The organism is Halomonas sp. KX33721, assembly GCF_001596805.1.
GTDB lineage: Bacteria > Pseudomonadota > Gammaproteobacteria > Pseudomonadales > Halomonadaceae > Vreelandella > Vreelandella aquamarina.
This window is the reverse complement of the sequence record NZ_LVIA01000019.1, coordinates 43,943-67,100: the sequence shown is the minus strand read 5'-3', so window position 1 is coordinate 67,100 and position 23,158 is coordinate 43,943. Positions and strand designations below refer to the sequence as shown.

Here is a 23,158-nt window from a genome sequence, read left to right as displayed (position 1 = left end):
GGGGGAAAGTCGTATGCAGTCAGGGTGGAAAATGCCGTCTCAACCGTTGTCCCAGCAAGATATGGAGGCATGGAAGGCACAGCTTGACGACATAAGTGAACAGTACAAAGGTCTGCTAGAGGACCTGCTGTCACGTATGGCGCCCAGCGAAGCCGCTGACTCCGTTTATAGCGACATGCGCGAAAGCTTTGAAGCCGCTGCTCGTTCGCTGATGAGTAACCCGAATTTGCTGTGGCAAACCCAGTCGCGCTTGATGCAAGACCAGTGGTTGCTGTGGCAGCAGGGTGTACGCACCATGGCCGGTGAGCAGGTGGCCCCCCTAGTAACGCCGCCCAAGAACGACCGCCGTTTTAAAGATGAGGTCTGGACTACAGACCCCTACTACATGGCGATCATGCAGCAGTATTTGCTGTTTTCGCAGGTGGTCGAAGAGCTGATTAACGACCTGGATGTAGACCCTACCCTCAAGCGCAACTTAACGTTCTACGCGCGCCAGTTGGTGAATGCGATGTCGCCTACCAACTTCGTCTCCACCAACCCAGAAGTGATGCGCCGCACCCTGGAAACCAAGGGGCAGAATCTCGTCGATGGCCTCACTCGGCTACGGGAAGATTTAGCCAACTCAGCGGAAGGCATCAACGTACGCATGACCGACCGCAGCGCCTTTGGCGTGGGCGAGAACATTGCGGTAACGCCTGGCTCTGTGGTGTATGAAAACGAACTGATTCAGCTGATTCAGTACACGCCAACCACCGAAAACACCTTTAAAACACCGCTGCTGATTGTGCCGCCCTGGATCAATAAGTACTACATTCTGGACCTGCGGCAAGATAACTCGCTGGTGAAGTGGTTGGTGGATCAAGGCCACACGGTATTTCTGATCTCCTGGCGTAACCCTGGCCCCGAACAGCGCGATATTACCTGGGCCGACTATATGCAGATGGGCCCCATCAGTGCGATGGAAGCGATTGAGCAGGCCTGCGGCGAGAAGTCAGTCAACCTGCTGAGCTACTGCGTAGGCGGCACGCTGACCGCCTCCACCGTGGCGTATCTCACCAGCACCCGCCGTGGCCGCAAGGTGAAGTCGGTCACTTACATGGCCACGCTGCAGGACTTCCGCGATCCGGGCGATATCGGCGTGTTCCTGAACGAGCGCGTGGTGCAGGGTATTGAGCAAACCATGCAGATGAAGGGCTACCTGGATGGCCGCTCCATGGCCTACACCTTCAACCTGCTGCGGGAAAATGATCTGTTCTGGTCGTTCTATATCAATAACTACCTGAAGGGCGAGACTCCCGCCGCCTTCGATTTGCTCTACTGGAATACTGATGGCACCAACCTGACGGCAGGCACCCACGCTTGGTACCTGCGCCATATGTATCTGGAAAACCGCTTGGTAGAGCCCGCTGGTATCGAGCTAGACGGGGTCAAAATCGACCTGCGCAAAGTCTCAACCCCCAGCTACTTTGTCTCCACCAAAGAAGACCATATCGCCAAGTGGAACAGTACCTACTACGGTGCGCTGCTACCCAAAGGCCCGGTAACCTTCGTGCTGGGCGGCTCTGGGCATATTGCCGGTATCGTGAACCCGCCCCATAAAAACAAGTACGGCTACTGGACCAACGACACGCTGCCCGAGACCCACGAGGAGTGGATGGAAGGCGCTACGTTTAACGAAGGCTCCTGGTGGCCCCATTGGCAAGCCTGGATGACCGACAACGGCTACGTGGATACAGACCCGAAGAAACTGGTACCTGCCCGCCAGCCAGGGGAAGGGGAGCTAACAGTGATCGAACCCGCGCCGGGCCGCTATGTGCGGATGACGATTCCCGAGGTGCTAGGGGAAATCCCCAGCAGCACTTAATCCGGCGCTTAGCAGACGGCTTTTTAAGAAGCCGCCTAAAACGAAGCCCCCTGCCACGAATGTGGCAGGGGGCTTTTTCATGGCCGAGGTGCTGTTGGCATCAACGCCGACGCACAAACCCCGGCAGCAGGAACAGCCCAGCGAGTAGCCAAATGGGCAGGCTGCCCATGCGGGTAAACGGGGTGAGCCCTTCCATGGCGTAGAATTCGCCCGTGAGGTAGGTGGTTTCAAACTGTGGGGCGCGGTCTACCAGTTCGCCACGGGGGTTAATAATGGCGGTGATGCCGTTGCTGGTAGCGCGAACTACGTAGCGGCCATTTTCCAGCGCACGCAGGCGGGCCATTTGCAGGTGCTGGTGCGGGCCAATGGAGGCACCAAACCAAGTGTCGTTGGAAACCGTCACGATCACGCCGCTATCGGCGGCCCGCTGTGCGACGAGCTGTGGGTAGATGATTTCGTAGCAAATGGCGTTACCGATCGCCACTCCTGCTGCTTGCATCGGCACCTGCTCCGATGCGCCTTTGCTAAAGCTGGACATCGGCAGGTCAAAGAAGTCGATGGTCCCGCGCAGCAGGCTCTCTAGCGGCAGGTACTCCCCAAACGGCACCAGGTGCTCTTTCTGGTAGCTGCCTTCCACGTCGCCTACGCCAATCACGCTGTTAAAGTAGCGGTTATTCTCATCTAGCTGAACGATGCCGGTCAACAGGGCGGCTTCTGGCGGCAGGTTGGCCTGCACGCGCTCAAGCACTGGCCGTGCTTGGCTATCAATCATGGGTAGCGCGGTTTCAGGCCATAAGATCAGATCCGCTTCATCCGCCACTTCGCGGGTTAAGTCGCTGTAAATATTCGCAGCGGTGCGCTGGCCTTCAGGCGTCCATTTTAACAGCTGGGGCAGGTTGCCCTGCAGCAGCGCGACGCGAGTGGGTTCGCTTACCGGCGTTGTCCACTGGCTTGGCAGTACGACAGGAGCTAGCCAGATAGCGGCCAGCGGTAGCGCTGCCCACCACTGGCGGCGCAGCAGTTCCGCCCCTAACGTGCCGGTAAGCACCACCAGCAGCGAGAGTAAGTACACACCTCCAACGGGTGCCCAACTGGCCAGCGGAGAATCCACGTAGCTGGACCCCACCAACAGCCAGGGAAAGCCGGTGAACAAGTAAGTGCGCAGCACCTCGCCCAGCACCCACGCACCAGCAAAGGTGAGCAGCGCCCAGCGGGGGCCGATGAAGCGGCGGTAGAGCCAGAACGTGCCCGCAAAGAACAGCGCCAGCACGCTCACAAACAGCGCGGTTAAAAAGACCGCGAGCGGCACACCGGTGTAGCCGTAGTCGTGAATCGATACGTAAACCCATGAGGTGCCGCTAGCAAACAGCGCCACGCCATACAGCCAGCCTTTTAACGCGGCTTGGCCAGGGCTTAAGGTATGCAGCCCGACATACAGCAGGCCAATGGCCACAGGGCCAAGCCACCAAAGCTCAAACGGGGAAGCGGTAAGCGTGGTAAAGCCGCCAGCCACTAAGGCGGCTAGCAGCTGAAACGTCAACGTGGGTGTGAACCCCATAACGATATCCTATCAACAGTGTGAGGTAGGCAAGGTGAGGGCGACAGGCTAGTCGTCTTGGCTTTCGTCTTCCGTAGGTTCGCTATCGCGATAGGCCTCAAGTAGACGTATCCGGCGGTTATCGGCGTTCAGAATTACAAACCGCCAGCCGCCTAAGCTGGTGTGCTCGCCTCGGCCTGGCAGATGACCAAACTGCTGCATCACAAGGCCGCCCACCGTATCGAATTCGTCATCAGAGAATTCGGTGCCAAAGCGCTCGTTGAAATCTTCAATCGGGGTGAGGGCGCGAATCGCGAAGTGGCCGTTCTCCAGCGTGCGGATATCGTCCTCTTCATCGGTATCATGCTCATCTTCGATATCCCCGACAATCTGCTCAAGAATATCTTCAATGGTGATGATGCCCGCTGTGCCGCCGTACTCATCCACCACGATCGCCATATGGTTATGGGTTTCGCGGAACTCTTTGAGCAGCGTGTTCAAACGCTTTGACTCAGGAATAAACATGGCAGGGCGCAGCACGTCTTCCAGCTTGAACGCATCGCGGCTCTCTTGCGATTGCGACAGCAGCGGCAGCAGGTCTTTGACCAGCAGGATGCCCTTTACGTCGTCCAGGTTTTCGCCCACCACCGGGTAGCGCGAATGGCCAGTCTCTTGGATCAACGGTAGGTAGTCATCCCACGTTTGGTCGAGGGTAATCGCCGATACCTGAGAGCGTGGGATCAAGATTTCACGCACTTGCTGATCGCTGATCTCAAGCGCGCCCTCAATAATCATGATGGCGTCTTGATCCAGCTTCAGTTTCCCTGCGGTGTGGCGTAAAAACGTCATCAGCTCGTCTCGCGAGCTGGGTTCGTCATTGTCTCCGGAAAGGGCGCCAAAGAGTTTCTCGAGCCATGATTTTTGATTGGGGTTGCTCGATCGGTCTTCGCTCATTGCGTCAAATCTCTCTCAGTTACGGACAGAATGTTACGGAAAAGGTAGTTCGGAAAATATTGTACGGAGAAGCGGTCACGAATGGGTGACCACGCTTCAAGTGACCGTTTTATCACTGAGTGACAGCAGACACCACCCTAAACGTACGTTTGGCTCAAGGTAGCAGCTTACACGTGATAAGGATCAGGAATATTAAGGGTGGCCAGCAGCTCGCGTTCTAGCTGCTCCATCTCTTCGGCTTCCTGCTCTTCGATATGGTCGTACCCCATCAGGTGCAGGGTGCCGTGTACGACCATGTGGGCATAGTGGTGGGCCAGCGGCTTCTGCTGCTCTTCGGCTTCACGGGCGACTACGGCATGGCAAATAATCAGGTCGCCCAGCAGCGGCAGGGTAATGCCGGGTGGGTTTTCAAACGGGAAAGAGAGCACGTTGGTGGGCTTATCTTTTTCCCGGTAGTCGCGATTAAGCGCCTGGCTCTCTTCTTCATCCACAAAACGAATGGTGAGCTCTAGGCGGTCATCATCCGGGTGGCGAGAAAAGACACAGCCCACCCAATGGGTGAGCTGTTCAAGCGAGGGTAGCAGTGGCTCATCAATCGCCGCTTGCCGGTCGATTATGATGTCGCTCATCGTTAGGCTTCTCCCGAACGTTCGCTATTGCGCTCTAACGCCTGCATACGCGCTTCACGCTCTTGCTGGCGTGCTTCGCGGCGGGCGCGCTCTTGAACTTCCTGCTCGGATTCAAACTCGTCGTAAGCCTCAATGATGCGCTGAACCAGCGGGTGGCGCACCACATCTTTCGCGGCAAAGTGGGTCACGCCGATTCCTGGCGTATCTTTGAGCACGTCGAGCACTTGCGAGAGGCCTGAACGCTGCCCGCGCGGTAAGTCGACCTGGGTAATATCCCCGGTAATCACGGCGGTGGAACCAAAACCAATCCGCGTCAGGAACATTTTCATCTGCTCCGGCGTGGTGTTCTGGCTCTCATCCAGAATGATGTAGGAGTTGTTCAGCGTACGGCCACGCATATAGGCCAGCGGAGCAATCTCGATCACCTGACGCTCGATCAGCTTCGCCACCTGCTCAAAACCGATCATTTCATACAGCGCGTCGTACAGCGGGCGCAGGTAGGGGTCGATTTTTTGAGCAAGGTCGCCCGGCAAGAAGCCGAGTTTCTCACCGGCTTCTACCGCTGGGCGCACCAGCAGAATGCGGCGCACTTCTTGCTGATTGAGCGCTTCTACCGCAGCGGCCACGGCCAGGTAGGTTTTACCGGTACCCGCTGGCCCAATGCCGAAGTTGATATCGTGTTCGCGAATGCTCTGCACGTAGCGTTGCTGATTCAGCCCGCGTGGCTTAATCATAGTGCGCGGCGTGCGCATGATGACTTCATCGCTACCGCCTTCGCCATCGTCTTCCTCTTCCAGGGCTTCAAGCCCGGATTCTTGGAGGAACAGATGCACGGTATCCGCCGATAGCTCGTCGGCGGCGGTTTCACGGTAAAGGTGTTCCAGCACGTTAGCCGCCGCTTTAATACGGTTAGCGGCACCGGCCAGCTGAAATACGTTGCCACGGTTGCGTAACGTCACATCCAGGCGGCTCTCAATCAGCTTTAGATGCTCGTCCTGTTGGCCGCAGAGGCTAGCGAGACGCTGCGGGTCATTGGGTTCAAGGCTTAGGGTGATAATGCGATTGGCCTGAGGTGATGGCTGGCTCAAGAGTAAGAAACCCGTCAGTTGATGTATGTGAGGCTCAGCTTACTGCCCCGGCGATGCCGGGGCAATTACCTACGATAAGCAAGCGATCAATAACGCTCGGCAGAGGCGAGTTCAGCGCGCAGCGAATTGGGCAGCGCTTCGGTGATCTCTACATCGACAAAGTAGCCGATTAACTCGGTAGGATTGGCAGCGCGGAAGTTCACCACGCGGTTGTTCTCGGTACGCCCAGAAAGCTGGCCGGGGTCTTTCGGAGAAAACCCGGTAACCAGAATGCGCTGAGTAGTGCCCACCATGCGGCGGCTAATCTGAGCGGCCTGCTGAAGGATGCGCTCCTGCAGAATAGCCAAGCGCTGCTTCTTCACGCTTTCAGGGGTGTCGTCTGGCAAGCCGGAAGCTGGGGTGCCGGGGCGCGCCGAGTAAACAAAGCTGAACGAGTGATCGAAACCGATACGGTGGATCAGGTCCATCGTGGCTTCGAAATCCTCTTCTGTTTCACCGGGGAAGCCGACAATAAAGTCAGAGGAGAAACTGATATCCGGGCGGTTAGCGCGGATACGCTCCATCTTCTCGATGTACTCTTCCGCCGTGTGGCCGCGCTTCATGGCGCTCAGAATACGGTCAGAGCCAGACTGTACCGGCAGGTGCAGGTGGCTTACCAGCTCAGGAATATCCGCATAGGCGTCTACCAAGCTATCCGTAAACTCCACCGGGTGAGAGGTGGTGAAGCGAATACGGTCGATGCCATCCACCGCTGCGATGCAGGCGATTAGCTCGGCAAGGTCAATCTCGTCGCCGTCTTCGTTGTCGCCTCGGTAGGCGTTCACGTTCTGGCCCAGCAGGTTGATTTCACGCACGCCCTGGTCGGCTAAGTGGATGACTTCATCCATCACCGCTTCAAACGGGCGGGAGACTTCTTCACCGCGAGTGTAGGGCACCACGCAGAAGGTGCAGTACTTAGAGCAGCCTTCCATGATCGACACAAACGCTGTGGCACCATCAGATTTGGGTTGCGGCAGGTGGTCGAACTTCTCGATTTCGGGGAAGGTGACATCCACCGCCGCAATTTGATTATTGGCACGGGCGTCGAGCATCTTTGGCACCCGGTGCAGGGTTTGCGGGCCAAAAATCATATCTACGAAAGGAGCGCGTTTACGCAGCGCTTCACCTTCTTGGCTGGCCACGCAGCCGCCCACGCCAATCACAAGGTCCGGATTGGCGTCTTTGAGCTTTTTCCAGCGGCCTAACTGGTGGTAGACCTTATCCTGAGCTTTTTCACGAATCGAGCAGGTGTTCAGCAGAATCACATCTGCTTCCTTCTCGTTATCGGTTAGCTCCAGCTGGTGAGATTCGCCGAGTAGGTCCGCCATACGCGAGGAGTCGTACTCGTTCATTTGGCAGCCGTGCGTTTTGATGAAGAGCTTCTTCGCCATCGGTACCTGTCATCTATGGGTCGTCGGGGGAGACGAGGGATGAATGAAATAACGGTTGGGCAGCGATTGGTGCGGCCGTTGAATGCCTGCATTATACGGATACACGAAACCAGGGGCTAGGCATTCCCCCGTAATCGATACTTGACCCGAGCGTTTCAATCAGTATACTACGCACCGTGTTTGAGCAGTTCCTCGATAGCTCAGTTGGTAGAGCAAATGACTGTTAATCATTGGGTCGCAGGTTCGAGTCCTGCTCGAGGAGCCAAAACACTTGTTAGCACAATTGCTTAGACTGCTTTAAGTAAGTGTTAATAAGTGATAGGCTCTGGTTCAAACGCAACAGCAAATGATGTTCCTCGATAGCTCAGTTGGTAGAGCAAATGACTGTTAATCATTGGGTCGCAGGTTCGAGTCCTGCTCGGGAGGAGCCAAGCTGCTGTTCTGCTAAAGATTTTCTGTTGTTCCCCGATAGCTCAGTTGGTAGAGCAAATGACTGTTAATCATTGGGTCGCAGGTTCGAGTCCTGCTCGGGGAGCCATTGGCGTATCACCTTTCCTATCTGAATGATTTTATCGCCCGTTGCCACCTGGCATCTTGGGTGTTTTTACGTGTGTATTTGTTAGCTGTCCGTCCCTTCTTAACGCCTGCCTATCGTATGACGTACACTATGTTTCCAATTCATGGCGTGGGAAGGTGTCGTGGGAGAAGCGGCTAGCCTGCAGGCGCTGCAGGTCTTTAAGTGTTTGAGTGATGAAACGCGGCTGATGCTGGTGCTGCTGATTGCTAAAGAGCAGTCGCTGTGCGTGTGTGAGATGACCTATGCGCTGGAGGAGTCTCAGCCCAAGGTGTCTCGCCATTTGGCGCAGCTGCGCCAGTGCGGCCTGCTGATGGATCAGCGGGAAGGGCAGTGGGTCTATTACCGTTTAGCGCCGCAGCTACCTGCCTGGGCGCAGTCGATTATTGAATCCGCTGCGCAGGGGAGTGCGGTGCAGCTGGAAGCGCTAACGCAGCGCTTGGCGCGTATGGGGGATCGTCCGGCGCGGCGCGCTGCCCTCTGCTAGCAGCGTTTCGGTTCCAGCAAGCGTCCACAAAAAACGCCAGCCCTCGGGCTGGCGTTGTTGTTGCTAGCGCAGAGTAAGCGTGGGTTAACGCTTGGCCATGCGCTGGCTCTCTTGCAGGTGAACGTAGTCAAGCAGCACTTCAGCGGCTTCGAGCACGTGGGCGCGGTCCACGGGCATCTCTTCGTCGTCGCTGTCGTTCTCAGCTTCGGCATCTTCCGTGGCGGCGGTGCCGTCGCTACGTGCATCCATCCACTCTTCCAGTTCAGGCAGCCCCAGGGCGCGGCGGCGCTGGTTTTCCAGCGAGAGCTGTTCGGCTTCTTGGGCTTCTAGCTCGCGTTGGCGCTGCTCCCGGTTCAGGCTGACGCTGGTGTGCTGTTCACGCAGCTGGCGAGCCAGCGTGGATTGGCGCTCCAGGTAGCGGAAGTTGGGGTTCTCTTTGGCGCGCTCTTCATGGCGAGTAATCAGCGTCGGCAGTACACGTTCCGGCTCGCCGTAGCGGCGGTACTGAGCGTTCTGTACGGTGTCCCAGGCCAGGGCGTTGTCCAGGCTGCTCTCGCCAATCCGCTCTGGGTCAATCAGGCTGGGGAAGGTGATGTCGGGCTCGACGCCGCGATTCTGGGTGCTGTCGCCAGAGATACGGTAGAACTTGGCGCGGGTTAGCTTGATCTGGCCGTGGCTAAGCTCGTTCAGGGTTTGAACGGTGCCTTTGCCGAAGGTCGATGCGCCCACCACAATGCCGCGGCCGTAATCCTGAATGGCACCGGCGAAGATTTCAGACGCCGAGGCCGAAAGGCGGTTCACCAGCACGGTGAGCGGGCCGTCGTACACGGTGCCTGCTTCGCTGTCGCCGTACAGCTGAATGCGGCCCTGGGCGTCGCGTACTTGCACGGTGGGGCCGCGGTCAATAAACAGGCCGATCAGCGAGTTGGCTTCTTGCAGCGCGCCGCCGCCGTTATTACGCAGATCTAGTACGATACCTTCAACGCCCTCTTTTTTCAGTTTTTCGATTTCGCGGGCTACATCGCGGGTGGTGCTGCGATACTCCTCTTCACCGGCCTGCCACGCATCAAAATCAACGTAGAACGTGGGAACGTTAATCACGCCAATGCGGTGAGGAGCGCCGTCGCGTTTAACTTCAATCACTTCGCTGTCAGCTGCCTGATCTTCCAAGCTCACCGTGTCGCGGGTGATTTCGACGATTTGCGAGCGGGTCATATCCACCGCCTGGGCCGGCACCACGTCCAGGCGCACCACGGAGCCTTTCGGGCCGCGAATCAGGTCGACGACGTTATCCAGGCGCATGCCCACCACGTTGACCATTTCACCCTCTTCCTGGCCAACGGCGATAATGCGGTCGGCGGGCTCTAGCACGCCTGCGCGCTCTGCTGGGCCGCCGGGAACCAAGCTGGAAACCTTGACGTACTCACCATCCGCTTGCAGCAGCGCACCGATGCCTTCCAGCGAGAGGCTCATCTGGATATCGAAGGACTCGCCCTGGCGGGGGGAGAGGTAGCCGGTGTGGGGGTCGATGGTGCCCGAGACGGCCGCCATCAGCAGACCGAAGACATCTTCCGACTCCGCTTGGCGTAAGCGCGAGAGTTGGCCTTCATAACGTTGGCGCAGGTTGTCTTCGATCTGCTCTGCGTCTTGGTCGGTGAGGGCGAGGGTCAGGGCGTCGTTTTTCAGCCGTTTGCGCCATAGCTCATCCAGCTCGCTTTCGCGGCTGGCCCAGGGAGCGTCTTCGCGGTTGACTTCCAAGCGTTCGTTGCTATCGAACTCCAACGATAAACCGTCGTCCAATTCGGCAAGCAGCCATTCCAAGCGGTTGGTGTGCCGCTCGCTGAGACGGTTGTAAAGCGCAAACGCATCGTCTAGGTCGCCGTCGAACAGCGCGTCGGCCATGTCGTCTTCGAGGTGGCGATAGGGTTCGATGTCACGGTTCAGTAAGTAGCTGCGCTGACCATCAAGAATGTCCAGATAGCGCTGGAAAGCTTCCTGTGACCACTGTTCGTCGAAATCAATATCGGCATAATGGCCATAGCGGAGGGCTTCCGCAATTTCCACCGCCGCTTGGCGTTGTTCGTCGGTCGGCGCAAGTTGCGCCAGCGCTGCCGGGCTGGTGATCACCAGCATTACGGCAAGGGCGACCGAGCGCGAAAGCGTTGCAAACAAGCTCATCAGTCAAGCTCTCCCGGATTTGTGTACACTCATTCTTCCCTAGACCCGCAGTCAGCCTATGAGTTGCGTAGGCCGAGGGGAGCATTGTAGCAGGTCATTTCCCCTGTGAGACTCAATCATTACTGTTATGAGGAATTCCATGTCCGAGGCTTTCAACGCGGAACGTTTAACGCGGCTGTGCGATTTTTTGCAGCAGTCGCCCACGCCGTGGCATGCCACCCAGAGCATGGCTGAGCGTTTGGAGCAGGCGGGCTTTACGCGCCTGGAAGAGACCGCGAACTGGCAGTTGGTGCCGGGAAAGCGCTACTACGTGACGCGTAACGATTCGTCGGTGATCGCTTTTCAGCTGCCCGCTGGTAAGTTAACCAGCCTGCGCATGCTGGGTGCTCATACCGATAGCCCAGGGCTACGCTTGAAGCCCAACGCCACCCAATATTCAGCAGGTTGGCTGCAGTTGGGCGTGCAGGTTTACGGCGGCGTGCTGTTGGCCCCCTGGTTTGACCGAGATTTGGGCTTGGCGGGCCGCGTTCACGTGCGCCATGCCGATGGTCGCTTGGAGAGCGTGCTGCTCAACGTGGCGCGTCCGATTGCGATGATTCCGAGCTTGGCGATCCATATGGACCGCGATGTAAATGCGGGGCGCTCGATCAATCCGCAAACACAGATGGCGCCGGTGCTGATGCAGAGCGATACCGCCAAGCTGCACGAACTGCTGGGGCAGTGGTTGGAAGAGCAGCATGGCCTACGCGCGGTCGAGGTGGTGGATTTCGAGTTGGGTTTTTACGACGTTCAGCCGCCATCACTGGTCGGGCTGCGCAAGGAGCTGCTGGCCAGCGCGCGGCTGGATAACCTGCTGTCGTGCTTCGTGGGCCTGGAAGCGCTGCTGGAAAGCGATGGTAGCCAGGGCGCACTGCTGGTGGCGAATGACCATGAGGAGGTGGGCAGTGCCAGCGCGTGCGGTGCCCAGGGGCCGTTCTTGAGCGACGTGCTGAAACGCTTGAATGCCCAGGTGGGCGGTGGCAGCGAGGAGTCGTTGATCCAGCTGATTCAATCGTCGCTGATGATCTCCTGTGATAACGCCCACGCGCTGCACCCGAACTTCCGTGATAAGCACGATGAGCGCCATGGCCCGGCCATTAACGGCGGCCCGGTGATCAAGGTCAATGCTAGCCAGCGCTACGCGACCAATAGCGTCACCGGCGCGCTGTTCCGGGACGTGTGTCGCGAAGCAGATGTGCCCGTACAGTCGTTCGTCACACGGGCGGATATGGGCTGTGGCAGCACCATAGGGCCGATTACCGCCACGGAAGTGGGCGTGCCGACCATCGACGTCGGGTTGCCCCAGTGGGCGATGCACTCGATTCGTGAAACGTCCGGTACGCGAGATGTGGATTACCTGACGCGGGCGCTGACGGTGTTCCTGAACCGCCCGACGCTCTCCTGAGCTAACCAAGAAAAGTCTAGAAACGAAAAAGCCCGCTGACTGAGTCAGCGGGCTTCTGCTATTGCTAGCAGTATTCGGTGTTGGTGGCTACGCCCTGATTTGAACAGGGGACCCCATCATTATGAGTGATGTGCTCTAACCAGCTGAGCTACGTAGCCGTTCAACGGGGGCGAATATTACCCAGAGGTATGCCGCCCGTCAAGCATTTGTTTCTTTTCTCGCTTATACATTGAAGCGGAAGTGGATCACGTCACCATCTTTGACGATGTAGTCTTTACCTTCCAAGCGCCATTTGCCGTTATCTTTGGCACCTTGTTCGCCGCCCAGCGTGACGTAGTCGTCATAGGCGATGACTTCAGCGCGGATAAAGCCTTTTTGGAAATCGGTGTGAATCACACCGGCGGCCTCGGGTGCGCTTGCGCCTTGTCTTACTGTCCAGGCGCGTACTTCTTTCACGCCTGCGGTGAAGTAGGTTTGCAGGCCCAGCAGGGCGTAGCCCGCGCGAATTACGCGGTCTAAGCCCGGCTCTTCCATGCCCATTTCGGAGAGGAACATGCTGCGCTCTTCATCTTCGAGTTCGGCAATTTCGGCTTCTAACTGGTTGCACACCGGTACGACGACTGCACCTTCTTCGGCGGCGATCTCTTTGACGATATCCAGGTAGGGGTTGTTCTCAAAGCCATCTTCATTGACGTTAGCAATGTACATAGTGGGCTTGAGGGTCAAAAAGCCAAAGCTTTTTACCTGACGTTTTTCGTCGTCATCCAGGCCAAAGCTGCGCAGCGGCTGGCCTTCGGCAAGATGCGGCAGGATTTTGTCCAGCACGGCTTTGGTGGCAATGGCGTCTTTATCACCTCCTTTTACCGAGCGCAGTAGGCGCTGGCTGGCTTTCTCGACGGTGTCTAGGTCGGCCAAGGCGAGCTCAAGATTGATGGTCTCGATGTCGGCGCGGGGATCTACTTGGTTGGCGACGTGGATCACGTTGTCGTTATCGAAGCAGCGCACCACGTGGGCAATGGCTTGGGTTTCACGAATGTTGGCCAGGAACTTATTACCCAGGCCTTCACCTTTGGAGGCACCCGCCACGAGGCCTGCGATATCCACAAACTCCATGGTGGTGGGCAGCACTTTCTCAGGCTTTACGATGGCCGCTAGCGCATCCAGGCGTGGGTCTGGCATCGGGACGATGCCAACGTTGGGTTCGATGGTGCAGAACGGGAAGTTCTCTGCATCAATCCCTGACTTCGTCAACGCATTGAACAGCGTGGATTTGCCTACGTTGGGTAGGCCGACAATACCGCAGTTAAAGCCCATAAGTAACTTCCTGGCCGCTAGGGCGGCGCTACCAATAAAGCGCCTGCCAAGTGTGAAAAAAGCGCGTGCGTAACGCGTAGAGAATGTGTGCTGAAAACGTGCTGCTATTTTACGCTATGTAGGCGGTTCATGGCTTTAGCCCAGTCGCCGGAAAGCGCAAGCGGAAGCGTGGCTAGGCACTCATCCAATGAGCGCTCAATGGCTTCTTGTTCGGCTTTGCCAGGGCGGCCTAGTACATAGTTCACTACTTGGCGCGCCTCGCCGGGATGGCCGATGCCAATCCGCAGCCGATGAAACTGATTTTGGTTGCCAAGGGCGCTGATAATATCCCGCAGCCCGTTGTGGCCGCCGTGCCCGCCGCCGGTTTTATAGCGTGACTGCCCAGGGGGGAGGTCAAGCTCATCGTGAGCGACCAGTAGGTTGTCTGGGGTAAGCTTAAAAAACTGGGTTAGCGCTGCCACAGCCGCACCGCTGCGGTTCATAAAGGTGGTGGGGTTGAGCAGGTGCAGCTCATGGTCACCCACGCGGGCTTTGGCGTATAACCCTAAAAACTTTTTCTCAGGACGCAGTTCGGTGTGGGCGCTGCGTGCAATGGCGTCCACTAGCCAAAAGCCCGCATTATGGCGGGTGGCGTCGTATTCTGCGCCTGGGTTGCCCAGTCCTATAATGGCCGTTACCTGGCTCATTTTCCCACCTCCAACGGTTCTGGAAGATATATCAGTTGACTCACTGGCAGCTGCTTTGCAGATAAGCAGGGTAGCGCCACGCTGCAAAAAAAAAATCAAGCGCCGAAGCGCTTGATTTTAACATCCTTGGGCCATGCGGGCATGGCCCAGGCGGCACTGGTCAGCATACGCTGGCAGCACCTTTAGCAAGGCTTACTCGGCGCTGGCTTCTGCGTCGCCTTCGCCTTCTTCTTCGTCACCGCCACGTACTTTCACTTTGGTGATGCTCAGAATGGCGTTGTCGTGCTCTTCACCGTGGGACAGGTCAACAGAAGTGACGCCAGCCGGCAGGGTCAGGTCAGACAGGTGCAGGGTAGTACCCAGCTCAACGTTGCTGATATCCACTTCCAGGAAGTCCGGAAGGTCTTTCGGCAAGCAGCTGATGGCGACTTCGTTAGCCAGGACGTGCAGTTCGCCGCCTTGGTCTTTGATACCTACACACTTCTCTTCGTTCACCACGTGCAGCGGCACGTTCATGGTGATTTCGTGAGTAGCATCAACACGCAGGAAGTCAGCGTGGGTCAGCAGTGGCTTGAACGGGTGACGCTGCAGGTCACGAACAACCACTTGCTCTTCTTTACCGTCGATCACCAGTTTGATGACAGAGGAGAAGAAGGCCTCGTCTTCAATCGCTTTGTAGAAAGCAGTTTTTTCTACAGAGATAGACTGAGCACCTTTCTCACCGCCGTATACAACGGCCGGTACTTGTTGGTTCGCACGACGCAGGCGGCGGCTCGCACCTTTCCCCAGGTCGTTACGAACGCTGGCTTGCAGGATAAAATCAGACATGGAATTTGCCTCTTGGTTTAAGTAAGGAAATGCCGCCGTCCGCGACCAGACGACGACGTTTCCAGGGCCCCAGTTGGGGGCTTATAACGTCAGGCGTTAGTGGAACATCGCGCTGACGGATTCTTCGTTGCTGACGCGGCGAATCGCTTCCGCAATCAAGCCAGCAACGCTCAACTGGCGAATCTTTCCGCTACGACGCGCATGGTCGGCGAGCGGAATGGTGTCGGTCACGACAACCTCGTCCAGTACAGAGTTGGTGATGTTGTCGACCGCAGGGCCGGACAAAATCGGATGCGTAGCATACGCGACGACGCGCGCAGCGCCGTGGTCTTTCAGCGCTTCACCAGCTTTACACAGTGTGCCAGCGGTATCGATCATGTCATCGACGACCACACAAGTGCGGCCTTCGATTTCACCGATAATGTGCATCACCTGGGCTTGGTTAGCCTGGGGGCGACGCTTGTCAATGATAGCCAAATCAGCATTCAGCTGTTTGGCGATGGCACGGGCACGCACAACGCCGCCAACATCGGGGGAAACAACCACGAGATCGTCGTAGTTTTGACGCTCGATGTCGTCCAGCAGGATCGGTGAGCCGTACACGTTATCAACCGGTACGTCGAAGAAACCTTGAATTTGGTCGGCGTGCAGGTCCATGGTCATTACGCGATCAACGCCTGCTTTCACCATCATATCCGCCACAACTTTTGCTGAGATGGGAACGCGGGCGGAGCGTACACGACGGTCCTGGCGGGCATAACCAAAGTAGGGAACCACTGCCGTAATACGGGCAGCCGAGGCGCGACGCAGAGCGTCGACCATCAGGATCAGTTCCATCAGGTTGTCGTTCGTCGGGGCACAGGTGGATTGCAGGATGAAGACATCCTTACCACGCACGTTCTCATTGATCTCGACCGCGATTTCGCCGTCGCTAAATTGACCCACCGTGGCGTTACCCATACGGCTGTCTAAGCTCTCGGCAATCTTTTGAGCGAGTTCGGGATTGGCGTTCCCGGTGAAAACCATCAATTTTGACACGCGCAGCCACCTTTGCAGTGTTGGGGATCAGGGGAGAAAACGCAGATCAACATTAGAATTGGCTGGGGTACCAGGATTCGAACCTGGGAATGCCGATACCAAAAACCGGTGCCTTACCACTTGGCGATACCCCAGCAATAACCTAATGCGATGACCGGGCGCTTTCAGCAGCCCAGAGCATCTTGTAGGGGAGAGGTGTTAAGTCCGCGCGCGACCCATGCTTGCCAGCGCTGATTAGCCAGTTCAGCCACCGTTTGCGCAGCCTCTTGTGACTCAAAAGCTGCAAACAAACAGGCGCCAGTGCCCGTCAGCCGACTAGGTGCGTGCTGCGCGAGCCAGTCAAGTGCTTCCGCGATACGCGGGTAGCGTTTTTTGACGGTAGCTTCGCAGTCATTACGCCACTCGGCCACTCCCCCCTGCAGTGCGCGCGCCATAGTAATGGGGAGGCTGTCGCGTGTCAATTCCGGGTCTTGGAAGATTGCGGGGGTTGAGACGCTAATGCCTGGGTGGATGACCACAAACCACGGGGTGTCGAGGGTCGCGGGTGTTAATTTCTCGCCCACGCCTTCGGCCCAGGCGCTTTTGCCTAAAACGAAGACGGGTACATCGGCACCTAGCGCTAAGCCCAGCTCTGCTAGGGTGGCATCGCTGAGCCCAAGCTGCCAGAGCTGATTGAGTCCTTTAAGTACGGTTGCCGCGTTGGAGCTGCCGCCACCCAGGCCGCCGCCCATGGGCAGGTGCTTCTCAATTGATATAGAAGCACCAAGGTGGGTGCCGCTGGCCTGCTGCAACCGCTTTGCTGCACGCACAATAAGGTTGTCATCGTGCGCTACGCCATCCATCGATGTGGTCAGTTCGATAACGCCGTCTTGGCGCAGGTTGAAGCTTAGATAATCGCAGAGGTCGATAATCTGAAACAGCGTCTGCAGTTCGTGGTAGCCGTCTTGACGGCGGCCCACAATATGCAGCATGCGGTTTAACTTGGCTGGGGCGGGTAGAGTGAGTGGGCGGGGTGTTGCGGGCATGCCGGTTCTCTATTGGCTAAACGTATGTAAACGTATGAAAGAGGGCCGGCGCTTGCCAGCCCGAGCGCTCTATTCGGAGGCCTGCCACTGATTAACTACCAGGGTAATGCGTACATCGCCGTAGTTCATGACCAAGCGGCGCGGTAGCCACATACCTTCAGCCTGCTCCCAGTCACGGTAGTCAATTTCCCAGCCGTCTTGTTGAAGGTGGCTCGGGAAGCCGAGTTCGTCAGTTTCGAGCTGGTAGCTGGCGTGGTCGCCGGGCAGGCCGCGCACCCAGTCAGGCATGGCGCGCACTGGCAACGACCAGCCAAGCTGCTCTTCCATTAAGGCTTCCGGGGTTTCTGCTTCAAAACGGCCTTCACTGGTGGTCAGTGAGAAGCGACCCTCGCGGCCTTCCAGTACGCTGCGACCACCGCCAAAGGGGCCGCTAATCAGCATGCGGAAGTAGTAGGGGGTTTGGTTCCAGTCCAGGTTGGCGCTGGTGTTCTCTTCTGGAGTGCGTAGGCCCGCTTTGCCGACCAGGGTCCAGCTCTCGAACGCTTCCACATCTGCCTGTTGGCGCTCCCACTGGCCGGCTTGGCGGCCGCCTTCATCCGTCGGCGCTTGGCTGGCACACCCGGTAAGGGCAGCCACCGCCAGGGCGGCCACCCATAGGCGGGAAGAACGATAGAGTGATGCGGAAGGGGTGCTCACTGGCGCGCTGTTCAAAAAAGAAGTCAACATAACTGGCTCCATGTCAGTGCTGTCTATTAAGGGTAAAAACTAGCAACGGTAAAGAAGTAAGCCTTAGGGCGCGCTGGGTGGCGTAAGTTCAGGGTAACGCTCAAGTAAATCATCAATGTGAGGATGGTAAGTGGTTCGTTGCAGAATGCGTGCAATCAGCAGGCGCGCTTCGTCACTGCGTCCTAGTGAATGAAGCACCTCGGCTAAGTGCGCGGCAATTTCTTGGTCGGGCATCTGCGCGTAGGCGCTTTCTAGCCATGCCAGCGCATCGTCGGGTTTGCCGAGGCGGAAATACACCCAGCCCATGCTGTCTAATACCGCCGGGTTATCTGGGTCCGCTTCGTAGGCACGCTCAATAAGCTCACGAGCTTCTTCTAGTCTTCCGGGTAAGTTAAGGTCAGCGAGCGTGTAACCTAGGGCATTTAGCGCGTCAGCATTGTTGGGCTCGGTGCGTAAGATTTGCCGTAAGTCCCGCTCCATGCCTGTTAAGTCGCCCATCTCCCAGGCGCGCATGGCGCGAAGGTACAGCAGGCTAGTGTCATCTGGGGTGCGGGTAATTTCCCGATCCAGCAGGGCGGTGGCATCTTCTTGAAGCGACAACTCGTCCAGCAGTTGCACTTCTAACCTTACTAGGTCACCGAAATAGGCGTCGTGGCGCATGCGCTCAATGCGTAGAAAAGCGCGGGCGTCGAGTAAACGATCATCCTCAATGAGCATGCGAGCCGCCGCCGACCTGGCGGCTAAAAATTCATCACCTTCATACACTTGGCGGTAGTAGAGGAGGGCGTTGTCGACCTCTCCTTGGGATTGGGCAATAGCACCTAATAAGAAGTAGGCAATGTTGGGTATGTTCTCTTGACTAATGAGCGGCTGCAGCAGCCGGTAGGCAGGCTCGCTGTGCCCTTCTTCTAAATAGAGCTGCGCCAAGGCAATGCGTAAATCCTGGTTGCCACCGTGGCTCTCTAATAGAGCATTGGTTTGCACTTCGGCGGCGGTAATGTTGTTGAGGCGTATTTCTGCTTGGGCCAGCATTAAGATAAAGCGCACGTCGTCAGGCGCTAGGCTAAGGCCTTGCTGGGCTGCCTGCTGTGCGCCGCGGTGGTCGCCAGTTTCCAGCGCAAGGCGTGCTTTAGCTAGCCACAGGGCGGCTGACTCTGGCTCTTGCTGTTCTACTTCATCTAAATAGCGCTGGGCGGTTTGCGTTTCTCCCAGGGCAGCTTCGATCAGGGCGGTACCCAGCAGCACATCGCTGTGAAACTCGCGCTGGGAAACCTCCGGCTGTGAAAGATAGCTGCGTAGCTGCTGTGCTAACAGGTTAAGCGGTGCCTCTTCGGCGACGGCGATTTCAGCGAAGGGGGCAATTTCACCATTGCCGCCTGATTCAGCAATGGCTAGCCGCTGCTCTAGGCTATCCAGCCAGTCGCCCCGTTGGAGTGATAGTGAGGCAAGCAGGCGGTTGGGTGTTTCTGCCCGAGGGTCTAATTCACGCCAGCGCAGCGCGGCGGCTTCCATTAGTGCGGCATCATTACCAAAGCGTGCGGCGAACGTGGCCCGTTCGGCCAGCCCTGGTGACGTGTAGCGCTGGGCGGCCTCAAGATATCCCTGGCCCGCATAGCGGTAATCGCCGCGTTGTCCGGCCAGCTCTGCGGTTAGCAGGGTACGTAACCCAGCGGCATCCAGCCCGCTGGTAATAGGCGGTGCCGTCACCATTGGGTCTTCAACATGAGCGTTGGTTTCACCGTCAAAAAGAGAGGGTGACAGCTGGCAGCCGCTCAGTATCAGCGTGGCGGCCAAGGGCAAAAGTGGAAAACCCGAAAACGAACAGGGAATACCCAGTAGTGTTGCGCGATGGGGCATGCGTATCTCGATCAAGTGGCCGAGTGTTCAGCATAGCGGCTTGGTTGCCTGCGGCAAAGTGGTGTGCGCCAGAAGATGCTCGGCTGTGATAGAATGTCCCACCTTGAAAAAGAGCCGAGTCAGCGCAATTCACTTGATGAGCTGCTCTCTTAGACTTGTATTAACAAGCCAAGAAACCATGACCGACAGTGACGTGACGACCGATCCACTAGCGAAGACGCATAACCCATGACGCTTCTTGCCCTGGGAATCAATCATCGTACTGCCACCGTGGCTGTGCGTGAGCAGGTGGCCTTTACGCCGACGCAGCTGGAAAGCGCGTTGGCTGAACTGCGTAGCCTGCCACACATTAGCGAAGCGGCGGTGCTTTCGACGTGTAATCGCACGGAACTCTACTGTGTGACGGATGCCGCCGGTGAGCAGACTGTGCTGGACTGGCTGGGTCGTTTTCATAATTTACGCGTTGAAGAGCTCGCCCGCTGCGCCTACCACTACCACGACAACGACGCTGCTCGTCATTTGATGCGCGTGGCCGTGGGGTTGGACTCCATGGTGTTGGGTGAGCCGCAAATACTGGGCCAGTTAAAAGATGCTTATCAGCAAGCGCGTCAGGCCAAGGGCCTGGGTGGCGAGCTGGAGCGTCTTTTTCAGCACACCTTCGCCGTGGCTAAGCAGGTACGCACCGAAACCGGCATCGGTAAAAATCCGGTGTCCGTTGCCTATGCTGCCGTCAGCATGGCCAGCCGCATTTTCGATGATTTCAGCCGCGCCAACGCGTTACTGATTGGCGCAGGTGAGACCATCGAGCTAGTGGCGCGCCATCTTCATGAAGCTGGTGTCCGTCAGCTCACCGTGGCGAATCGTACCCGGGAGCGGGCCGAGCAGGTTTCATCGTCGCTGGGCGGTACGGCGATTACGCTGCCGGAGATTCCTGATGCCTTAGAGTATGCCGATATTGTTATCTCCTCTACCGCATCTCCGCTGCCTATATTGGGCAAAGGGATGGTCGAACGGGCGCTGAAGAAGCGTCGCCATCGCCCCGTGTTTATGGTCGATATCGCCGTACCCCGGGATATCGAGCCAGAAGTGGGTGAGCTGGCGGATGTGTTCCTGTATACCGTCGATGACCTGGAAGAGGTGATCGAAGAGAATCGTCGCCATCGCCAAGTGGCAGCCGACCAGGCCGAGTCGCTCATTGAGCACGGCGTAGGTAGCTGGCAGCATGAGCGGCGTATTCGTAATGGCGGTGAGGTGATTCGCGACTATCGCCGCCACGGTGAGGCGCTGCGCGATCAGGCGCGGGATCAGGCGCTTGAGCGTTTGGCAAAAGGCGAAGACCCGGCCAAAGTGGTTGAGCGCCTAGCGCATCAGCTGGCCAGCCGCCTAATGCATCAGCCAACGCTCACCATTCGCGAAGCGGCCTCTCAGGAAAACCACGATTTGCTTAGCGCCGCACCGCGCCTGTTGCTGCCACCGAAGCCCGCCTTTGAGCAGCCTGCGCCCCCGGCAAAACGCCAGAAGGATGATACGCCCGCATGAAAGAGACTTTGCGCCAACGTTTAGACAGCTTCTCCGACCGGTTTGAAGAGCTGGCCATGCTGCTGTCAGATCCTGAGGTGATCAACGACCAGCAGCGCTTCCGCGACTACTCTCGCGAGTACTCGGAGCTGGAAGAACTGGTCGCCGCTTGGAAGCGCTACCTTGAGGTGGAAAACAGCATTGCCGAAGCCGAGCAGCTAAGCCGCGACAGTGACCCGGAGATGCGCGAGCTGGCGGAGATGGAAATTCTCGACGGCCGCGAGCAGTTGGAAGCGCTCGACGTTGAGCTCAAGCGCCTGCTGATTCCGAAAGACCCGGACGACGGTCGCGGTGTCTTTTTGGAAGTGCGCGCGGGCACGGGTGGTGATGAAGCGGCCATCTTTGCGGGTGATCTCTTCCGCATGTACTCCCGCTATGCGGAAAAGCGCGGCTGGCGCGTAGAAATTGTTAGCGCTAGCCACGGCGAGCAGGGCGGTTATAAAGAAGTCATTTCCCGAGTTAAGGGCGACGGCGTCTATGCCCGCCTTAAGTTCGAGTCTGGCGCTCATCGGGTGCAGCGCGTACCGGCGACCGAATCCCAGGGCCGAATCCACACCTCCGCTTGTACCGTTGCGGTGATGCCTGAAGTGGATGAGGTGGGGGATATTGATATTAACCCTGCGGATTTGCGGGTTGATACCTACCGTTCAAGCGGTGCCGGTGGTCAGCACGTTAACACCACAGATTCCGCGATCCGTATTACCCACCTGCCTACCGGCGTGGTAGTGGAGTGTCAGGAAGAGCGTAGCCAGCATAAGAACCGCGCCAAAGCGATGTCGCTGCTTGCCGCCAAGCTCAAGCGTAACGCGGTGGATTCCCAGCGCCAGGAGCAGGCCGATGCCCGCCGCTCGCTGGTAGGGTCTGGTGACCGCAGTGAGCGTATCCGCACTTACAACTTCCCTCAGGGGCGCATTACCGATCACCGCATTAACCTGACGCTGTATAAGCTGACCGAAGTAGTGAGCGGCGAGCAGTTGGACGACGTGATCGAGCCGCTGATTCATGAGTACCAAGCGGAACAGCTTTCGGCGCTGCAGGACGCTTAATGACGTTCGACGCTTTGCTGAAGAGCGCTGCCCAGCGGCTGCAGCTGGCAGGCTCGCCGTCGCCTCGCGTAGATGCCGAGGTGCTGATGGAGTTCGCTACTGGCCGCAGCCGCACATGGCTCTATACCTGGGGCGATAGCGAATGCCCGACTTGGGAGCATGCCCGCTTTGACGCGCTAATTGCCGCCCGCGCCCAGGGCCAGCCGGTGGCCTATTTAACCGGAGAGCGTGAGTTTTGGGGGCTGCCGTTGGCTACCTCGTCTACCACGCTGATTCCTCGACCCGATACCGAAACCCTAGTAGAGGCCGCATTAGCGCGTGCAGGCACGCCAACCGGCAGGCTGCTTGACCTGGGTACGGGCACCGGGGCTATCGCGCTGGCCTTTGCCAGTGAAAAGCCGGATTGGCAGGTGGTCGGGGTGGATGTTCGCCCAGAGGCGGTGGCGCTGGCGGTTGACAATGCCCGTACACTTAATATCACTAACGCTACGTTCCTGGTCAGCGATTGGTTCAGCGCTTTCACGCTTTCTTCTCCTAGTGCGTCTTCACCTGGTTCAACATTTGAGATTATTGTTAGTAATCCGCCCTATATTGCCGCCGATGACCCGCATTTGGGCCAAGGCGATGTGCGCTTTGAGCCACGCTCGGCGCTGGTGGCCGAGGCCGACGGTATGGCGGATCTGCTGCACTTGATTACCACCGCGCAGGCATTTCTCTCGCCCGGCGGCTGGCTGGCGCTGGAGCACGGTTATCGGCAGGCTCCTGGCGTGCGCCAAGCGCTAAAGCTGGCGGGCTATCAAAGCGTTGAAAGCGTACAAGACATAGGCGGCCATGAACGGGTTACCCTAGGGCACCTCGAATAACTGCCTGATTCA

The 23,158-nt window shown here is 57.7% G+C and carries 19 protein-coding genes and 5 tRNA genes; 9 read left to right on the top strand and 15 right to left on the bottom strand.

The features are described 5' to 3' along the window. The first annotated feature begins 13 nt into the window (after nucleotides 1-13). A complete protein-coding gene (gene phaC, locus A3220_RS07990) occupies nucleotides 14-1,864 on the top strand; it encodes a class I poly(R)-hydroxyalkanoic acid synthase (RefSeq protein ID WP_062374299.1) in 1,851 nt (616 codons plus the stop codon). Between the two features lie 100 nt (nucleotides 1,865-1,964). Here the strand turns inward: phaC and lnt are convergent, their stop codons facing one another. The 5 genes from lnt to miaB all read right to left on the bottom strand — a co-directional run bounded on the left by lnt (nucleotide 1,965) and on the right by miaB (nucleotide 7,502). Beyond that, nucleotides 1,965-3,422 carry an apolipoprotein N-acyltransferase gene (gene lnt, locus A3220_RS07985; protein WP_044628237.1) on the bottom strand — a complete coding sequence of 486 codons (1,458 nt, stop codon included), beginning with the start codon at nucleotides 3,420-3,422 and terminating at the stop codon, nucleotides 1,965-1,967. A gap of 48 nt (nucleotides 3,423-3,470) precedes the next feature. Then, nucleotides 3,471-4,355 (bottom strand): transporter associated domain-containing protein, encoded by an 885-nt coding sequence (locus tag A3220_RS07980; protein ID WP_054640859.1) that lies wholly within the window; start codon nucleotides 4,353-4,355, stop codon nucleotides 3,471-3,473. Nucleotides 4,356-4,522: 167 nt separating this feature from the next. After that, nucleotides 4,523-4,984, bottom strand: a complete 462-nt coding sequence (gene ybeY / locus A3220_RS07975; RefSeq protein WP_062359162.1) for an rRNA maturation RNase YbeY — start codon at nucleotides 4,982-4,984, stop codon at nucleotides 4,523-4,525. Between the two features lie 2 nt (nucleotides 4,985-4,986). Then, on the bottom strand, nucleotides 4,987-6,072 hold the full coding sequence (locus tag A3220_RS07970; RefSeq protein ID WP_044628234.1) for a PhoH family protein: 1,086 nt from the start codon (nucleotides 6,070-6,072) through the stop codon (nucleotides 4,987-4,989). A gap of 86 nt (nucleotides 6,073-6,158) precedes the next feature. After that, entirely contained in the window at nucleotides 6,159-7,502 is a 1,344-nt protein-coding gene (gene miaB / locus A3220_RS07965; protein ID WP_054640860.1) for a tRNA (N6-isopentenyl adenosine(37)-C2)-methylthiotransferase MiaB, read from the bottom strand. Nucleotides 7,503-7,691: 189 nt separating this feature from the next. Here miaB and A3220_RS07960 point away from each other — a divergent pair. From A3220_RS07960 to A3220_RS07945, 4 genes are all read left to right on the top strand, one after another. Beyond that, nucleotides 7,692-7,767, top strand: a tRNA-Asn gene (locus tag A3220_RS07960). Between the two features lie 88 nt (nucleotides 7,768-7,855). Next, nucleotides 7,856-7,933, top strand: a tRNA-Asn gene (locus tag A3220_RS07955). Between the two features lie 31 nt (nucleotides 7,934-7,964). Beyond that, a tRNA-Asn gene (locus tag A3220_RS07950) sits at nucleotides 7,965-8,040 on the top strand. Nucleotides 8,041-8,182: 142 nt separating this feature from the next. Next, the gene (locus tag A3220_RS07945) at nucleotides 8,183-8,563 is read left to right on the top strand and encodes a metalloregulator ArsR/SmtB family transcription factor (protein WP_174524461.1); all 381 of its coding nucleotides are present in this window, start codon (nucleotides 8,183-8,185) and stop codon (nucleotides 8,561-8,563) included. 84 nt (nucleotides 8,564-8,647) lie between these two features. Here the strand turns inward: A3220_RS07945 and A3220_RS07940 are convergent, their stop codons facing one another. Beyond that, on the bottom strand, nucleotides 8,648-10,741 hold the full coding sequence (locus A3220_RS07940) for a carboxy terminal-processing peptidase (RefSeq protein WP_062374298.1): 2,094 nt from the start codon (nucleotides 10,739-10,741) through the stop codon (nucleotides 8,648-8,650). Between the two features lie 139 nt (nucleotides 10,742-10,880). On the opposite strand from A3220_RS07940, the gene A3220_RS07935 reads away from it, so the two are divergent. After that, nucleotides 10,881-12,185 carry a M18 family aminopeptidase gene (locus A3220_RS07935; protein WP_054644981.1) on the top strand — a complete coding sequence of 435 codons (1,305 nt, stop codon included), beginning with the start codon at nucleotides 10,881-10,883 and terminating at the stop codon, nucleotides 12,183-12,185. Nucleotides 12,186-12,266: 81 nt separating this feature from the next. Here A3220_RS07935 and A3220_RS07930 read toward each other — a convergent pair. From A3220_RS07930 to A3220_RS07890, 9 genes are all read right to left on the bottom strand, one after another. After that, nucleotides 12,267-12,343, bottom strand: a tRNA-Met gene (locus tag A3220_RS07930). 64 nt (nucleotides 12,344-12,407) lie between these two features. Further along, on the bottom strand, nucleotides 12,408-13,499 hold the full coding sequence (gene ychF, locus A3220_RS07925) for a redox-regulated ATPase YchF (protein WP_054644980.1): 1,092 nt from the start codon (nucleotides 13,497-13,499) through the stop codon (nucleotides 12,408-12,410). Between the two features lie 104 nt (nucleotides 13,500-13,603). Further along, complete coding sequence (gene pth, locus A3220_RS07920; RefSeq protein ID WP_054644979.1) at nucleotides 13,604-14,185, bottom strand: aminoacyl-tRNA hydrolase; 582 nt, start codon at nucleotides 14,183-14,185, stop codon at nucleotides 13,604-13,606. Between the two features lie 192 nt (nucleotides 14,186-14,377). Beyond that, a complete protein-coding gene (locus A3220_RS07915) occupies nucleotides 14,378-15,013 on the bottom strand; it encodes a 50S ribosomal protein L25/general stress protein Ctc (protein ID WP_044628228.1) in 636 nt (211 codons plus the stop codon). 96 nt (nucleotides 15,014-15,109) lie between these two features. Further along, a complete protein-coding gene (locus A3220_RS07910; protein WP_172416021.1) occupies nucleotides 15,110-16,051 on the bottom strand; it encodes a ribose-phosphate pyrophosphokinase in 942 nt (313 codons plus the stop codon). A gap of 59 nt (nucleotides 16,052-16,110) precedes the next feature. Continuing rightward, nucleotides 16,111-16,185: transfer RNA gene (locus tag A3220_RS07905), tRNA-Gln, on the bottom strand. A gap of 30 nt (nucleotides 16,186-16,215) precedes the next feature. After that, nucleotides 16,216-17,076, bottom strand: coding sequence for a 4-(cytidine 5'-diphospho)-2-C-methyl-D-erythritol kinase (gene ispE / locus A3220_RS07900; RefSeq protein ID WP_062359159.1), 861 nt, complete (start codon nucleotides 17,074-17,076; stop codon nucleotides 16,216-16,218). 69 nt (nucleotides 17,077-17,145) lie between these two features. Beyond that, on the bottom strand, nucleotides 17,146-17,802 hold the full coding sequence (gene lolB / locus A3220_RS07895) for a lipoprotein insertase outer membrane protein LolB (RefSeq protein WP_054640861.1): 657 nt from the start codon (nucleotides 17,800-17,802) through the stop codon (nucleotides 17,146-17,148). Between the two features lie 63 nt (nucleotides 17,803-17,865). Continuing rightward, nucleotides 17,866-19,659, bottom strand: a complete 1,794-nt coding sequence (locus A3220_RS07890; protein WP_058577616.1) for a tetratricopeptide repeat protein — start codon at nucleotides 19,657-19,659, stop codon at nucleotides 17,866-17,868. Nucleotides 19,660-19,887: 228 nt separating this feature from the next. Between A3220_RS07890 and hemA the strand changes: the two genes are divergently transcribed. The 3 genes from hemA to prmC are packed head-to-tail and all read left to right on the top strand — an operon-like array spanning nucleotide 19,888 to nucleotide 23,146. Then, nucleotides 19,888-21,198, top strand: a complete 1,311-nt coding sequence (gene hemA, locus A3220_RS07885; RefSeq protein ID WP_062374296.1) for a glutamyl-tRNA reductase — start codon at nucleotides 19,888-19,890, stop codon at nucleotides 21,196-21,198. After that, nucleotides 21,195-22,283, top strand: coding sequence for a peptide chain release factor 1 (gene prfA, locus A3220_RS07880; RefSeq protein ID WP_044628223.1), 1,089 nt, complete (start codon nucleotides 21,195-21,197; stop codon nucleotides 22,281-22,283). The genes hemA and prfA overlap by 4 nt, the downstream gene beginning before the upstream one ends. Next, nucleotides 22,283-23,146 carry a peptide chain release factor N(5)-glutamine methyltransferase gene (gene prmC / locus A3220_RS07875; RefSeq protein ID WP_062374295.1) on the top strand — a complete coding sequence of 288 codons (864 nt, stop codon included), beginning with the start codon at nucleotides 22,283-22,285 and terminating at the stop codon, nucleotides 23,144-23,146. Before prfA ends, prmC begins: the two co-directional genes overlap by 1 nt. The last annotated feature ends 12 nt before the right edge of the window (nucleotides 23,147-23,158 follow it).

Excerpts from the sequence above, each read along its gene's own strand:
- lnt (WP_044628237.1), bottom strand. The coding sequence starts at position 3,422 with ATGGGGTTCACACCCACGTTGACGTTTCAGCTGCTAGCCGCCTTAGTG.
- ispE (WP_062359159.1), bottom strand. The coding sequence starts at position 17,076 with ATGCCCGCAACACCCCGCCCACTCACTCTACCCGCCCCAGCCAAGTTA.
- miaB (WP_054640860.1), bottom strand. The coding sequence starts at position 7,502 with ATGGCGAAGAAGCTCTTCATCAAAACGCACGGCTGCCAAATGAACGAG.
- phaC (WP_062374299.1), top strand. The coding sequence starts at position 14 with ATGCAGTCAGGGTGGAAAATGCCGTCTCAACCGTTGTCCCAGCAAGAT.
- A3220_RS07945 (WP_174524461.1), top strand. The coding sequence starts at position 8,183 with ATGGCGTGGGAAGGTGTCGTGGGAGAAGCGGCTAGCCTGCAGGCGCTG.
- hemA (WP_062374296.1), top strand. The coding sequence starts at position 19,888 with ATGACGCTTCTTGCCCTGGGAATCAATCATCGTACTGCCACCGTGGCT.
- pth (WP_054644979.1), bottom strand. The coding sequence starts at position 14,185 with ATGAGCCAGGTAACGGCCATTATAGGACTGGGCAACCCAGGCGCAGAA.
- A3220_RS07935 (WP_054644981.1), top strand. The coding sequence starts at position 10,881 with ATGTCCGAGGCTTTCAACGCGGAACGTTTAACGCGGCTGTGCGATTTT.
- A3220_RS07940 (WP_062374298.1), bottom strand. The coding sequence starts at position 10,741 with ATGAGCTTGTTTGCAACGCTTTCGCGCTCGGTCGCCCTTGCCGTAATG.
- prfA (WP_044628223.1), top strand. The coding sequence starts at position 21,195 with ATGAAAGAGACTTTGCGCCAACGTTTAGACAGCTTCTCCGACCGGTTT.
- prmC (WP_062374295.1), top strand. The coding sequence starts at position 22,283 with ATGACGTTCGACGCTTTGCTGAAGAGCGCTGCCCAGCGGCTGCAGCTG.
- A3220_RS07890 (WP_058577616.1), bottom strand. The coding sequence starts at position 19,659 with ATGCCCCATCGCGCAACACTACTGGGTATTCCCTGTTCGTTTTCGGGT.
- ychF (WP_054644980.1), bottom strand. The coding sequence starts at position 13,499 with ATGGGCTTTAACTGCGGTATTGTCGGCCTACCCAACGTAGGCAAATCC.
- A3220_RS07980 (WP_054640859.1), bottom strand. The coding sequence starts at position 4,355 with ATGAGCGAAGACCGATCGAGCAACCCCAATCAAAAATCATGGCTCGAG.
- lolB (WP_054640861.1), bottom strand. The coding sequence starts at position 17,802 with ATGTTGACTTCTTTTTTGAACAGCGCGCCAGTGAGCACCCCTTCCGCA.
- ybeY (WP_062359162.1), bottom strand. The coding sequence starts at position 4,984 with ATGAGCGACATCATAATCGACCGGCAAGCGGCGATTGATGAGCCACTG.
- A3220_RS07915 (WP_044628228.1), bottom strand. The coding sequence starts at position 15,013 with ATGTCTGATTTTATCCTGCAAGCCAGCGTTCGTAACGACCTGGGGAAA.